General features: G+C 42.5%; 10 protein-coding genes. 4 read left to right on the forward strand and 6 right to left on the reverse strand.

Features of this window, described 5'->3' with window-relative positions:
* Nucleotides 1-180 precede the first annotated feature (180 nt).
* Entirely contained in the window at nucleotides 181-912 is a 732-nt protein-coding gene (locus IH598_03265) for a T9SS type A sorting domain-containing protein (GenBank protein MBE0637519.1), read from the reverse strand.
* Nucleotides 913-1,082: 170 nt separating this feature from the next.
* Here IH598_03265 and IH598_03270 point away from each other — a divergent pair, with 170 nt between their 5' ends.
* Both IH598_03270 and IH598_03275 read left to right on the forward strand, forming a co-directional pair.
* Nucleotides 1,083-2,162 carry a phosphatidylserine/phosphatidylglycerophosphate/cardiolipin synthase family protein gene (locus IH598_03270; protein MBE0637520.1) on the forward strand — a complete coding sequence of 360 codons (1,080 nt, stop codon included), beginning with the start codon at nucleotides 1,083-1,085 and terminating at the stop codon, nucleotides 2,160-2,162.
* Nucleotides 2,163-2,209: 47 nt separating this feature from the next.
* A complete protein-coding gene (locus IH598_03275) occupies nucleotides 2,210-3,607 on the forward strand; it encodes a PhoH family protein (GenBank protein MBE0637521.1) in 1,398 nt (465 codons plus the stop codon).
* Between the two features lie 10 nt (nucleotides 3,608-3,617).
* Here IH598_03275 and IH598_03280 read toward each other — a convergent pair whose 3' ends face one another.
* Nucleotides 3,618-4,643 (reverse strand): M28 family peptidase, encoded by a 1,026-nt coding sequence (locus IH598_03280; GenBank protein ID MBE0637522.1) that lies wholly within the window; start codon nucleotides 4,641-4,643, stop codon nucleotides 3,618-3,620.
* Nucleotides 4,644-4,690: 47 nt separating this feature from the next.
* Nucleotides 4,691-5,287, reverse strand: coding sequence for a nitroreductase family protein (locus IH598_03285; GenBank protein ID MBE0637523.1), 597 nt, complete (start codon nucleotides 5,285-5,287; stop codon nucleotides 4,691-4,693).
* A 211-nt stretch (nucleotides 5,288-5,498) separates the two neighbouring features.
* Here IH598_03285 and IH598_03290 point away from each other — a divergent pair, with 211 nt between their 5' ends.
* Together IH598_03290 and IH598_03295 are read left to right on the forward strand one after the other, a co-directional pair.
* Nucleotides 5,499-8,534 (forward strand): tetratricopeptide repeat protein, encoded by a 3,036-nt coding sequence (locus IH598_03290; protein MBE0637524.1) that lies wholly within the window; start codon nucleotides 5,499-5,501, stop codon nucleotides 8,532-8,534.
* Nucleotides 8,534-10,321 carry a hypothetical protein gene (locus tag IH598_03295; protein MBE0637525.1) on the forward strand — a complete coding sequence of 596 codons (1,788 nt, stop codon included), beginning with the start codon at nucleotides 8,534-8,536 and terminating at the stop codon, nucleotides 10,319-10,321. Before IH598_03290 ends, IH598_03295 begins: the two co-directional genes overlap by 1 nt.
* A gap of 145 nt (nucleotides 10,322-10,466) precedes the next feature.
* On the opposite strand, the gene recG is transcribed toward IH598_03295, so the two are convergent.
* The 3 genes from recG to gldM all read right to left on the reverse strand — a co-directional run bounded on the left by recG (nucleotide 10,467) and on the right by gldM (nucleotide 15,169).
* Nucleotides 10,467-12,569 carry an ATP-dependent DNA helicase RecG gene (gene recG, locus IH598_03300; protein MBE0637526.1) on the reverse strand — a complete coding sequence of 701 codons (2,103 nt, stop codon included), beginning with the start codon at nucleotides 12,567-12,569 and terminating at the stop codon, nucleotides 10,467-10,469.
* A gap of 95 nt (nucleotides 12,570-12,664) precedes the next feature.
* The gene (gene gldN / locus IH598_03305; GenBank protein ID MBE0637527.1) at nucleotides 12,665-13,543 is read right to left on the reverse strand and encodes a gliding motility protein GldN; all 879 of its coding nucleotides are present in this window, start codon (nucleotides 13,541-13,543) and stop codon (nucleotides 12,665-12,667) included.
* Between the two features lie 18 nt (nucleotides 13,544-13,561).
* Entirely contained in the window at nucleotides 13,562-15,169 is a 1,608-nt protein-coding gene (gene gldM, locus IH598_03310) for a gliding motility protein GldM (protein ID MBE0637528.1), read from the reverse strand.
* Nucleotides 15,170-15,180: the final 11 nt, after the last annotated feature.

Consider the following 15,180-nt stretch of genomic DNA (forward strand, 5'->3'; position numbering starts at 1 on the left):
CCATAGGTCAGTCACATATTTTTACACAAGCTTTGCAGGTCGCAAGGATATAGCCTGAATGAGGTTTTCCTGTTTCAATGCATCATCTTTATCAAACACTTTTTTCATTGACCTTTCTATAGAATAAAAAAGGCCGTTCAACTATTGTTGAACAGCCTTCAATTTGATCTGCAGCTAAGATTATCTGGAAATAACCAGCCGCTTTGTTTCAAGAATTTCGTTGTTCGCTTGTACTGAGTAAAAGTAGAAACCTTCGTTAAGATCGCTTACATCAATGGTAATTTTACCCGATCTGTCACTGATCTGTTGTTCTTTTACTATAGACCCCAGCAGGTTGTGAATTTTGATACTGGCAGTATTTACAGTCAAAGGCAACGTGTAATCAAATGAAACCTGGCTTCTTGCCGGGTTTGGATAAGGGTTTGAGAAGGTTACATTTTCATTGGAAAATTCATCCATACCTATTGTTCCTGCGTTGAAGTGGGCGAAAAAATGGATCGAATCATTCGGGTTTGCCTCATCAAAGAAGGTGTACCTCATTATGGTTACACCGGCATTATTGAGAGGCATGTAATCGCCTGAAAATTCATTATTGGTAACACCTGGATCAATTGCTACCCCTATTGGAGATACAAAAATTGTGTTAGCCCAGCAAACATACCAGCAAAAAGTGTTCATTGATCCTGGCACCACGCTGATTTCTTCTTTTTTTGCTATTACTACTTTTGACGCGGATGAAACGTTTTTGATGCTCATGTGAGCAAGCATCAAATTTGCGGAAACATCATCCGGAACTACAACAATACCACCACTTTGGAAAGGTTCTTCATCATGGTAAAGTTCGAAACTCTGTGCAAAAGAAAAAGTTGCAAGGATTGAAATTGTTAGTGCAGCAAGTAGTAGCTTTTTCATAGTATGTAAGTTTTTAATTTTTAATTTATTTACAAAAAACATGCAAAAAATGCCTGCAGTGATTTTTTTGTGGGGCAAAACTACATAAAAAATAATTGTCCGATTAACTTTTGTCGGAAACAATCAATAAATTGGTATTTTTGACCCTGTATAAAAAGTTGATTATTTGAATGGAAAATCCTGAAAATCCCGACTATCAGTTGTTTGACGACCCCATCAGGTATTACAATGCCATGCTCGATGACATTAATCAAGCGCATAAATATGTCTTTCTTCAGTTGTACAAATTCAGCCATCAAACCATTGGAATTAAGTTCAGAGATGCGCTGACAATGGCAGCAAAACGGGGAGTTGAAGTGAAAATGCTGATTGACTCGTGGGGTGGCAGTTCGATACCGGATAATTTTTTTGCTCAACTCGCTGAGGCCGGTGGAGAAGTCAGGTTTTTTGAAAAAATCAAAATCAACATCGACTTTTTTACACGAAGTCATCGGCGGAATCACCGTAAACTGCTAATTATTGATGATAACATTTCCTATATCGGCTCATCCAATATCTCAGATTACAACCTGATATGGCGCGAGAGCATGCTACGCTTGACCGGCTCCATTGCTGTGAAATTCAAGAAAATCTTCCAACTGGATTTCAAATCCTACAAAAGATATTTCCGCTATAAACGTAGCCTGACCAGGGTGATCAGGCATGGCGATGTTGAAATTCTGAGAGATGTTCCCTCTGTGACACGCCAGAAGATCAAAAAGCGTTTTGAGCACGTGATCAGGAATGCAATCAGCGAAATAGTAATTGTAACGCCCTATTTCCTGCCGGGTTTTAATCTTCGCAAAGTGCTCATGGATGCTGCAAACCGCGGCGTCGATGTCAAGGTCATCATCCCGAAACGCTCCGATATCCGTATGGTGGATATCCTACATGGCCGTTACCTCGAAATGCTGCACAACAACAACATCAGGTTTCTTTACTTTACTTTACATAATCTACATGCAAAACTGATGCTCGTGGATAAAAAGATTTTTTCGATCGGTTCACCCAACTTTGATTACAGAAGTTTCAGATACATGCATGAAATTGTTTTATTGGGCAGCAACCCAAAGATTTCAAACCTGGTGAATGATTTTCTCGAAGAAACTAAAAAAAATTGCGAACCTTTCGATTATCAGGCCTGGCTGCGAAGGCCCACTATTCAGAAATTCTTTGAGTGGCTCCTGCTGCCTTTGCGGCATCTGCTTTAGCTTTTTAAAAATCATAGTATTTTTGGCAAATTTTAAGCGGATTTTTTATGGTGAAACAAACCGGGAAGACTACAAAATCTACTACTTCAACCAGCAAAGGAAAAAAGGCTGGAAACGAACCAAAGCAACCAAAAATCTTTGTACTTGACACCTCGGTAATTCTTTATAACCATAACTCAATCAACAGCTTCAAGGAGCATGACGTAGCCATTCCCATTACAGTTCTCGAGGAGTTGGATCAATTTAAAAAAGGGAATGATACCATCAATTTTGAGGCGCGCGAATTCATCAGAATCATGGATCGGTTATCCGATAATGCTTCACTTCAGCAATGGATACCGCTTGGTAACGAGAACCTCGGGAAGTTCAAGGTGATCATGAATCACAGCGCCAAATCGATGGATGCAGAGGAGATTTTTGGAGAACGCAAAGGTGACCATCGGATCCTGAATGCGGCTTTGGCACTTCAACATGAGCACCCCGACAGAAAAGTGATTATGGTGACCAAAGATGTTAATCTGCGTATTAAAGCAAAAGCACTTGGGCTGACTTCTGAAGACTTCCTGACCGGCAAGATTGAAAACTTAGACTCGCTTTATTCGGGAATTTCCCGTTACGAAAACGTTGAGCGCAAAGCCATCGACCGGCTTTATGCCGAAGGATTGTGCGAAGTAAGCGACCTGGGAATTACTCAACCGGAGCCAAATCAGTATTTTATCCTGCAAAGCAATGGTTCCTCTGCCTTGGGGTATTACAACCCTCGTAATCAACTTATTGAAAGGTTAGAAAAACATCCTGTTTCCAAAATTAACCCCCGGAATGCCGAGCAGGTATTTGCGCTTCATGCGGTTACCAACCCAAACATCAGACTGGTCTCATTACAGGGAATTGCCGGAACCGGCAAAACCTTACTTGCTCTTGCCGGAGCATGGGATCAGAGGAGAAATTACAAGCAGATTTTCCTTGCCCGTCCAATTGTTCCGCTTAGCAACAAAGACATCGGGTTTCTTCCCGGAGATGCCAAATCAAAAATTGATCCTTACATGCAGCCGCTTTATGATAACTTGAAGTTCATACAGAATCAGTTTGGTGAGCATGATAAAGAGTACCAGAACATAACCGCTGCTATCCAGAATGAAAAGTTGATCATTCAACCGCTTGCCTACATCAGGGGAAGAAGTATTTCGAACGTGTTTTTTATTGTGGATGAAGCCCAAAACCTTACCCCACATGAGGTTAAGACCATTATCACACGCGCCGGTGAAGGGACAAAAATCATTTTTACCGGGGATATTTACCAGATTGATACCCCTTATCTCGATTCACAAAGTAACGGGCTTTCTTACCTGATCGACAGGGTGAAGCACCACGAGCTCTATGCCCATGTAAGGCTGGAAAAAGGAGAGCGGTCAGAACTTGCCAACCTTGCAAATGAAATGCTCTGATGTAGCTTTACTATATTCCTTTGTAAATCACATTCAGGACTACTTCTCCGACAATTTTCAGCGTATTTTGGTCAATCTGATCGAGGTTATCGTTCACCGTATGCCAGTGCTCGTAGAATGAGCCATTGGATGAGGTTTCATCAAGATGAATGATATTGATCATCGGGATGCGGGCGATTTTGTTGACATAGTAGTGATCATCAGTAATGTATCCACCCTGTTCGAAAATAAAATATTCTCCGTAGCCAAGTTTGCCAGCCAGTGTCCATATCTTTTTATTGATATCCGGCGCATAATACATCGAAAAGCCCTCCATGGGGAACCTGGCATTGGGAGCGCCAACCATGTCGAGCAAAATTCCAAAGTTGGCAGTATATCTTGGAACGTGAGGATTTCGCGCCCAGTGTTGCGATCCCAGTCCCCACATATCCGTTGACTCGTAAGTCTGTTTGTCTTGTGGGGGTCCATAGTCTTCCAGGTCGAAAAGGATAATGTCAACACCGGCGGAAGGGCTTTGTCTGCTCAGTTGACGTGCAATCTCAAGAAGCACTCCAACACCGCTTGCTCCATCATTGGCGCCATCGATTGCTTTTCCATGATTTGCAGGGTCAGGGTCATGATCGGCATAAGGGCGTGAATCCCAGTGTGCAGCCAGTAAAATCCTTCTTTGCATCTGTGGGTTGAACACTGCAATAATATTTTTTCCACCAAGAACCTGGCTATTGTAAACCCTCGCTTTAAATTCCTGGACGATAACATCAGGAGTAAATTGTTTCATCGTTTCCTCAAGCCATTTAGCGCATTGGGCATGGGCACTGGTTCCAGGCACACGTGGTCCGAAAGACAATTGCCTGGCAACGAAATAATAGGCAGAATCAGCATCAAATCCGGGAACCACAATAGCCGGAGCGGACATTGAAGTCGTGTCTGCCCGCTTTTTGGAAGTAGTTGTTCCGTTTCCACATGAAGTCAGGAAAATGATAGGGAAAAGAGTCAGAAAAAATAAGGGCCATTTTATGGCTATGATCTCTTTCATTTGAAAATCAGTTTTGGGTTTGCTATTCAACATTGTTTTCTAACGGTTTAAAAAATGGTAGTTTTTTGACCAAATTTATCTGAAAACACAAAATCAACCTGACTTTTTCGCTGACGCTCAGCCAACTCTGACTTTTGCAGGTTGGGATGTAAAACTTTAAAATCACCCGGGTAGCCGATGGTAAAAACCGTAAGTGCTTCAAAATCATCTTCGATTTGAAAAAGTTCAGAAATCTTTTCCGCTTCAAACCCTCCCATCTGATGAACGTATAATCCTTCGTGCATGGCCTGGAAAGTCAGGTGAGCCAAAGACTGGCCTACATCATAACCGTACCATGGATTCTTCTTCCCGGTTTTTACAGATGATTTTCGTCCAATGGCCACGGCAAGTACCGGCGCTGTTTTCGTCCACAACTGGTTAAACTCTACCAGTGTCGAAAAAATCTTTTGATAGGTTTCATCTCCGGACAGACCAATAATAAATAACCAGGGCTGCTCATTACTGGCTGATGGCGCCCAGCGCGCCGCTTCAAACAATCGTTGCAGTTTTTCCTTTTCAACAGCCTGGCCGTTGAAAGCTCTCGGACTCCATCGCTCGGTAAGCAAGGGATGGATAGGGAAATCGGTGTTTGCTCTTTTATTCATAATTTTTGATCAGACCGCAAAGTTATGGATTATTAGGAAACGGAGATTGAGTAACAAGTCTGGTGCAATAATACGTTGATGAAATGAATGGAGTTGTTTATCATCCCGCTAATCCAGACACAGGTCTTTGAATTTCGGTTTTAAAATATACAAACAAACAATTCGTTAGGTTTAAAATTTTCAGAAAAAGCAGATCCATTAAATAAGCAGCATGAATAGCAGCAACCTCTTCAAGATTGGTTTTATCCATGTATTGATTTTTCTTACCTCATTTATCCAAGCCCAACAAACCCGGTTTTACGACGATCCGAAGGCTTCCTTACGCACAGGGCTTGATCTGATTGAGAAGGAACAATACGGTGCAGCACAGGAAGTTTTTAACCGACTGATTGATGTTTTACCGGCCGGTGAGTCGGTGATGCGCCTTGATGCAGGGTTTTATGATGCCCTGTGCGATTATTATCTCAACCATCCGCAGGCAAGGGATAAATTCACGGATTTTGTCAGGCTTTACCCCGACCATACCAAAACCAATCTGGCATTACTGCATCTGGGGTTTATAGACTATGGCCTGCGCAAGTATAAAACCGCTCTTGAGTATTTTGAGAAAGTTGATCCTTTTCGCCTGAGCCCCGAAATGTTGCCCGAATACCTTTACAAATTAGGCTACAGTTTTATTCAGCGTGAAGATTTCACCAAAGCTAAAGAGGCTTTTTTCCCTATCCTCAACACCCCTTCCGATTACAGGGATGCTGCAAATTATTATTACGCATACATTGCCTACCAGGAGAAAGATTATCAGAGCGCATTGCTTTATTTTGAAAAAATTGACAAGAATTCCGAGTTTGCTCAGGAGGTACCTTTTTACCTGTTGCAGATTTACTATGTGAATAATGACACTGACCAGATTGTGGCAAAAGGGCCGGAGTTGCTTGGCCGTGATATCAAGGATAAAAAGAAGGCCGGTGAACTGTCCCGGATTGTTGCGGAAGCTTATTACAAAAACAGCGATTATGCCAATGCCATTGTCTATTTGGATAAATATGTGGAGGACACACGCAAGCCCCTGACCCGCGATGAAAATTACCAGCTCGCTTATGCGCATTATTCTTCAGGCAATTTTCAGAAAGCCATCGGGTACTTTGAGAAATCCATCAAGGATAAAGACCTGATGTCGCAAAATGCCCATTATCACCTGGCTGACTGTTACCTGCAAACCGGCCAGAAGAATTTTGCACAGAATGCTTTTTACGCCGCATACCAAATTCCCGGGAATGAAGAACTGCGGGAAGATGCGCTTTTCAATTACGCCAAACTCACTTTTGAACTGGCCTACGATCCTTTCAACACTTCGATGGCTGCACTCAATCAGTACATCACCGATTATCCGGGATCAAGCCGGATTGACGAGGCCTACAAATACCTGACAAATTTATTTTTATCCTCCAGGGATTACCAGGCCTCCATTGATGCGATGGAGAAACTAAAGGTTAAAAACAAGGATTTGCAATCGGCTTATCAACTGATAACCTTTCAACGCGGAGTGCAATTGTTCAATGGTGGGCGCTATAACCTTGCCGTTGATAATTTCAGGAAGTCACTTAATACCAATTTAAACAAAGAATTAGCCGCCCGTGCACGTTTCTGGCTCGGCGAGTCCTATTTTCATATGGGTGAATATCCACGCGCAATTGATTTGTATGACGCCTTTCTGGAATCGTCGGGCGCATCAAAACTAGACATTTATCCTTTGGCCGCTTATAATCTTGGTTATGCTTATTTCAGACTGAAATTCTACGATAATGCGGTGAATTCATTTAAACAGTTTGCAATCCGCCCGGGTAAAATTGGCGAGGACTATGTGCCTGATGCTTTAATAAGGATCGGCGACTGCTACTTCATTACAAAGAATTACGCTCAGTCAATCAGTTTTTATGAACAGGCGGTAAACAAGAATGCCAGGGAAAGTGATTACGCACTGTTTCAAAAAGCGTTGTCTGAAGGTGTTCAGGGACGTTCGGATCAAAAGATCAGCTCGCTGCAAAATATGCTCAACCGATTTCCACAATCGTCGTATGCCGATGACGCAACGTACGAAATTGCTGAAACCTACCTTCTCCGCAATGACAACCGCAATGCCCTCGACTGGTTTGCAAAAGTCACCTCACTGTATCCTAATAGCAGTTATTTGTATAAGTCGCTGCAAAAAACCGGGATGATCCATTACAACCAGAACAATTACGACCAGGCGCTTGAAGTATTGAAAAGGTTGGTTTCTAATTATCCCAATTCCACAGAAGCGCGCGATGCATTGCTTACCATCCGTAATATTTACATGGATAAAAATGAGGTGAACAAATACTTTGCTTATGCTGAAACAGTTCCTTTTGCCAAAGTCACCACAACAGAGCAGGATTCGATCACTTATATTGCCGCTGAGAATTTTTACATGAACAACGATTGTCAATCAGCTATCGAAGCTTTCGAAAGATATATTCAGCAATTTGAAAATGGCGCTTTTATGCTGAATGCCAATTATTACAAAGCAGAATGTGAATGGAATACAGGCAGACGCAATGAAGCGCTTGAAGGCTATGAATTTGTAACACGATTCTCGAAATCACAGTTTAGCGAGAATTCTTTCCTGCGTGCCGGTGAGATTTATTTTGAAGATCGGAACTATGAAAAAGCACTGGAGTATTACAGCACTTTGGAATCCATCGCTGATTACCCGGTGAATATTACCACAGCCATCAATGGTCAGATGGAGTGTCACTTCAGGATGAACAATTATCCCGAGGCCATTGAAGCTGCCCGCAAGCTGCGCAATCGCGACCGGATTAGCAGTGAGCAATTGATCAGGTCTCACTACATCGCGGGCAAATCTGCTTTTTTAACTGATGACTTTACTTTAGCAAAGAGTGAATTTGATCATACCGTCAGTTTATCTCAGGGTGTTCTCGGTGCTGAAGCGAAATATCAGCTTGCAACTATTGCTTTCCAGCAAAATGAATATACTAAAGCCGAAGAACTTGTGATCGAACTCGCCAGCCAATATCCATCGTTTGAATACTGGAAAGCAATGGGTTTCATCCTGCTTTCGGATGTTTATGTTGAACAGAATAATTTATTCCAGGCCAAACAGACCCTCGAAAGCATTTTGCAGTATTATCCGGGGCAAGACCTGAAAGAGGTGGCCAGAGAAAAACTTGTAATCATTAATCAAATGGAACAAAAACAAAATTGATGAGTTTTCGAATCCGACAATATTTCAGACCATACCAGAAAATGAAATCAGAAAATAATCAGCATATCATCAAAATGATCATAAAAACAGAAATAGCAGGTTTTAGGCTCCTATTGCTTTTTGGCCTGTTTGTTTTTTTCACAGAAAGCTTATCAGGGCAGGGGCGCAACCAGGAAGTAACCATCATTGCCCCTTATCAGCCCACAATTTCTGATGCAGTAAAAATGTCCATTAAGCCGGAAATAAAAGACACCGTGGTGATAGCTCCCGAAATGAAATACACCATCAGTTCGCAATTAATTCCTACGACTTACGAGATTCAACCACTTAAGCCCATTTATCTTCAGATTGATCCGGAACAGACCTTGCGGAGAAACTACCTGAAAGCCGGCTTCGGAAATTACGCTATGCCTTATGCCGAATTTTTCTCCAACAGCCTCAACTCCGATAAGTTTTCGCTTGGCTTTCATGTTCGCCATCTCTCTTCCAAAGGCGACATAGAAGACTACCCCATCAGTGCGTTCAGCAACAACCGGGCTTCTATTTACGGGAAAAGATACCTAAGCGACAAAGTATTTTCGGCCGATGTTTATTACAACCGTGATGTGGTGCATTATTACGGGATCAGGCCGGATGTGGACACCGCGATTTTTGCCCTGCCTGACGATGACCTCCGGCAAAGGCTTTCACTCATCGGCGCTGATGTAACTTTGGCCAGCAATACCAAAGGAAGGGGAAAAACCAATTACCTGGCCGGCTTCACTTTTTACAATTTGTCCGATTTATTCGAGACCTCTGAAACACATTTTGGTCTCAAAGCCAATTACAGCTCAGCAAATAAAGTACTTAATGTGGCTGGTGAAGAAGAACTTGGCGTTGATTTCGATTTGAAAATTTTTGCCAATAATGATAGTCTGCAATCACAAGCCAATTTATTAACCGGCCTGAAGCCTTACCTAAGGCTCAATTTCGATTACCTCGACCTGACGATAGGAATCGAAGGAGCAGTTGCTGCAGATTCTACAAGTTCATTCTACGTTTATCCTGCTATAAAAGCCTTTTTTAAAGTTATTCCCGATTATTTGCGTGTCTACCTGGCGGCTACCGGAGGACTTACCAGAAACTCTTTTTATAGTACTACCCGCGAAAATCCATGGATTAACCCGATTTTCCCATTGGGCTTTACCAATACAAAATATGATTTTAAGGGAGGCGTGACCGGAAAATTCAACCCGCTGCTCGACTTCAACTTCAGCGTTTCTTATGCTGATGTGGAAAACATGTTGTTTTTTATCAATGATTATTACACAAGCTACAACTCCAATGTGCCTTACAATTTTGCCAATAAGTTCACAGGCATTTATGACGATGCTCAGGTGACCACTATCAGTGCTGAAATCGGATATGAACAGTCTGAAAAACTGAATGCCCTGATGACTTTTAACTATCGAGAGTATAGTCTCGGAACACAAGAACACCCCTGGCATAAGCCTGCAGCAGAAGCCAGCCTGATGGGTCGCTATTATCTTTCACCCAAGTTGACCGCCTCAGCCGAATTGTTTTATATCGGCAAAACTTATGCACCCATACTATACTCAGGTCTTGAGCCGCAAACAGAAAAAATTGATGCCTACTTTGATTTAAACCTTGGCGCTGAATATCGTTTCAACGACAAAGTTGCCGCTTTTGTCCAACTAAACAACATGACTGCATCACGTTACTATCGCTGGCAAAATTATCCCTCACAGCGTATCAATGTAATGGGAGGCCTTACGTTTGCATTCTAAGAGCGGCCTCCTCTGGGAAGCGTTTACTTTATCGGTCTGTCAAAAGGATGATTTATGCAAATGGTGAAAAGTCTGTTTAGCAATAATGAATTCAAACCGGTAATCCTGATCTTTTCTTTGATCAGGGGTAATTGTCAATCAAATCCTAACTTATCAAACTCCAGTCCTGCCGATGTTTCTGAAGTTGTTTTAATCTTGAAAAAAGCAGGTTGTTACCTGGTTTTTGAAGTTCGGGGTCTTCTTCAAGGATGTCAGTGGCTAAATTGCGGGCGTATCTGAGCATTTTTTCGTCTTTAATAATATCGGCTAATTGCAGATCGAGTATTCCACTTTGACGTGTACCGTGCATATCACCGGGTCCACGAAGACGCATGTCCACCTCTGCAATTTCGAATCCGTTTGAAGTTTTTACCATGGTTTCAATTCGCTTTTTACCATCAGCAGTCAATTTATAGCTGGTCATTAAGATGCAGTAAGACTGGTCAGCTCCGCGCCCTACCCGTCCCCGTAACTGGTGCAATTGAGATAACCCGAACCGCTCGGCATTTTCGATTACCATTACTGAGGCATTTGGGATATCAACACCGACTTCGATTACGGTGGTTGCTACCATGATCTGTGTTTCACCTTTGATGAATCGCTGCATCTCGAAATCTTTCTCATCGGTTTTCATTTGCCCGTGTACAATGCTGATGGCATAATCAGGCAAAGGAAAAGAGCGGCTTAGGCTTTCATAGCCTTCCATCAGATCGGCCAGGTCGAGTTTTTCCGATTCTTTGATCAATGGATAAACAACATAAATCTGGCGGCCTTCGGCAATTTTCCTTTGCATAAAGCCATGCAGGACAGGTCGTTTGCTGTCGTAGTAGTGGAATGTTTGAACGGGTTTTCTGCCTGGAGGTAACTCGTCGATGATGGAATAATCGAGGTCGCCATAAACAGTCATGGCAAGGGTACGGGGAATAGGTGTGGCAGTCATTACCAGGACATGAGGCGGGATGTCGTTTTTTTGCCAAAGTTTTGCCCTCTGCTCTACCCCGAACCGGTGCTGCTCGTCAATGATGACCAATCCCAGGTTTTGGAACTGAACAGTTTCCTCAATCAGCGCATGGGTTCCAATCAAAATATTGAGTTCTCCGGTTTCAAGATCCTGGTGAATGATGCTTCGTGCCGATTTCTTTGTTGAGCCGGTGAGCAACTTCAGGTTTATATTCAGTCCGGCCAGAAACCTGCTAATCGTTTTGTAATGCTGCTGGGCAAGTATTTCTGTTGGCGCCATCAGACTGGCCTGGTATCCGTTGTCAATGGCGATGAGCATGCACATCAGTGCCACGAGCGTTTTCCCGCTGCCAACATCTCCCTGGAGTAACCGGTTCATCTGCCTGCCAGTACCCATATCGGCACGGATTTCTTTGATTACTCTTTTTTGTGCAGCAGTTAGCTCAAAAGGTAAAAACTTTGAATAAAAAGTGTTGAAACGATCGCCAACTACCTTGAAAGCATGCCCCCTATATTTTATTGATCTGACAATTTTATGCCTGAGCAGGGCCAGTTGAATAAAAAAAAGTTCCTCGAATTTCAGTCGCGTTATAGCTTTGTTAAGAATTTCCTGATTTTCGGGATAATGAATGTTGACTAGAGCCTCTTCACGGCTGACAAATTTCAATCGCTGGACAATTTCTGGTGAGAGTGTTTCGGGTACAATATTTTCAATCTGAGCTACCAATGTTTTGGTTAATCTGGCAATTCCACGGCTATCAAGACCTTTGGTTTTCAACTTTTCGCTTGAAGAATAAAATGGCTGAAGCTGTGCACTTAATATGTCATACTCTGAAACAGCCTCGAACTCTGGATGTACAAGGTTAAATCTACCGCTGAAAAAGGTTGGTTTTCCGAAAACGATATATTCCACCCCAGGTTTAATTTTTTCAAGCGCCCATTTTATTCCCTGAAACCACACAAGTTCTATTTCGCCAGAGTCGTCTGTCAGGAGACCTGTAAGCCTTCTCCCTCTGCCTTCGCCAATTGTATGGAGTTGAGCTATTTTTCCTTTAAGTTGGAAAAATGATTGATCAGAGTCTATATCGGCGACTTTAGAAAACTGGCTGCGGTCAACATACCGAAACGGAAAGTAGTTCAGCAGGTCATCAAAGCAATGGATGTTTAATTCTGATTTTAGCAACTCGGCACGTTTAGGGCCGACGCCTTTAAGAAACTCAACCGGTGTTTGTAAAAAGTCAGAGGCCATTGCTTTGGTTTTGATGACTGGCACAAATGTAAAACAAAAACTCCTTGCAGGCTGCCCGGCAAGGAGTTTAAAATATTTTGTTCAATCAAATTTTCCTAATAAACCCAAAGTTCCTGCTCAAAGTCGCGAAGTTCATTCTTGATTCTTTCTGATTCCATCAGCGCGTCAATGCCTGAAGCGTAATCATCAATCCGACGATCGAAAACATTATCTTCTTTAATGATGAAACTGCTAAACCTGCGCTGGAGGAATAGTTGGTCGAAAGTAAGCCTGCGTGCACTGTTCATGGTATTGAATACCTCATGTTGTGCTAAGATAGGTCGTATCTCAGGATAGTAAAGCCAAAACAGCGGTTTGTAACCCCTGAACAGATTTGTTGCCGGATCAATGTCTTCTTTAACAGGGCAAATGCCAATGATTCGTACCTGCATCTCAGAACGCTGTTTATCGAAAATCCAATCCTCTTTTATCCACAGTAATTTAATGTCCTGCGGTGTAAACTCCGTTTGAACTGTAGTTGTGATAAAAACATCGGGGTTATTTGGATCAGGTACACGACTTTGGAACGATGAGGTAAGTTCACTTTCCAACTGGCTTGCTGCAACGGGAAGCATTTCCTCAAAGTTATCGGTTCTACCCGGAGCATAAGCTGTAATGTCGCCGCTGCGCACAGCATCCCATAATATTTGCATCAAGCTTCTCCAACTTCCCTGGGGCGTTTCAGGAAAATAGAGGGGATGGTTCATCTTTTCCCTGAAATCAACGCTTCTCCAAACTCTCTTTTCCCAAAAAACATCTGATTCCCTGAGATACGGGTAAGGAATAGGTTTAAGGTCATTAATATGAGTCCGTTCATAAGCTTTGTCTCTGGGTTCTGAAACCAACTGAACCTGATTACCCTGCTGCCCGAACGACAACTTGATAAACAGGAAAAAAACAACTGCAATCATGCTTATTAAGCTTGTCTTGTTCATAGTGTTGAATTTAACGTTTTAATTCAATGTCAATGTGATTGGTGACAAAGGCCTGTCAATTCCATCAGGCCCGCGTGCTATAATACTTTCAAACCAGACACGATCGCCCCTGTTCGAGGTTCTGATCCTGTTTTTCATCTCATCTGTAAGTCTGTTACTTTCATTTCGTCTTTCCCAAACAATTGACCCCGAAACAGAGATCATATTGAAGGACACAATTCTAAAAGCGAGATCAAATTCAAAATCCTGAGGCATACTGGCTTCGAGCGCTGCGGCTTCAGCCAGTACCGTCCTGTTAACCGTTCCTTCTCTCATACCGGCAATTTGTGCAATGGGGTCAGGAACTCTTTTAATGCGGTAAGTTTTATCACCTTGTTTCCTCAGTTGCCCCTCCATACGAGCTGAAACCGAAATGATCGCTTCCCTCTTATCTGCTGGAACTGTGACAATATAATCACCGGGTTGTGCATCGCGACGTATTTGTCCGGTCGAAATTGTTACTTCAAGGTTTTCGAGTGGAATTCCAGGCGAAGAAATTGAAATTGGGTTATCGACACCCGCATAGAATACATTCATTTTGGTTGCCGAAACAGTTGTTGTTGGCTGCGCAACCTGATAGTTAGCCGAAAAATGATAATCGTTCGTCTCTCCTGTCCCCGTGGTAAGCCGGAAAATACCTGCAAATTTTTTAAGACCTTCGGATTGTGCCGGGATACTCAACTTCACAACGCCTTTGTGACCGGCAATAGGCCTGGCACGGCTGATCTGATTTTCTGCCAGGTAATCAACGCCTTCCAAAATGTAAACTTCAGGGTCTTGACGGGTATCGTAGGCAGCTACTAAAATTTCAGCTTCGTATTTGTCACCGATAAAAACATAGTCTCTTTTTGGTAGGACACGTGCAGCCACAGTATCATACTTAAAATCCTCAGCATCAATAGCTGACAATAAATGATTAACCACATCGAATTCAGCATTGTAAACTTCGGTTATGATCTTGTTCAGGATAGCGAGGTTTGCAGCAAGAACGGTGTTGTAAAAGTTGTACTGAACCCAGTTTTGAGGCACACCATCACGGTCAGTATAAGCGCCATCAGTTTTTAATCCCATTTTTATCTGATCTCTGTATTTGGGATCAACTATATTAAGGATGTTTTCTCTGAAAGCATTAATTTTTTCCTCTAATACCCTCCCTTCACCTGCCGAACCATCAGTAGAGCCTCTCATGAAAAAGTTAGTTGTGGTGGTAAAGTCGTCTAACTTTTTTAAATTTTTTGAAGGGATTACTTTTGCCGAATCATAAGGAATGCGCTCAACGGTTGAAATCAATTGCCATTTAACATCATAAATATATTCCCGCATTTCATCAGCAAGATGCCTGGCTTCAAGTGCTTTTTCTCTGAACGGCCTAACTTTGTTTTGATTGATCTGGTATTGTTTGTCAAAAGTCCGGTAAGCCTCATCGAGTTTTTCGTTAAAGTTCTCATTGGTGAGCACTACGCTTTCATTCACAACAACAAATGCATCGAGTACTTCTTTTGAAACATTAAGTGCCAGCAGTGCCGTGAGTACCAGGTACATCATGGCGATCATTTTTTGTCGTGGTGTTTCTTTGTATCCAGCCATTGATAATGGGT

The organism is Bacteroidales bacterium (assembly GCA_014860585.1).
GTDB lineage: Bacteria > Bacteroidota > Bacteroidia > Bacteroidales > 4484-276 > RZYY01.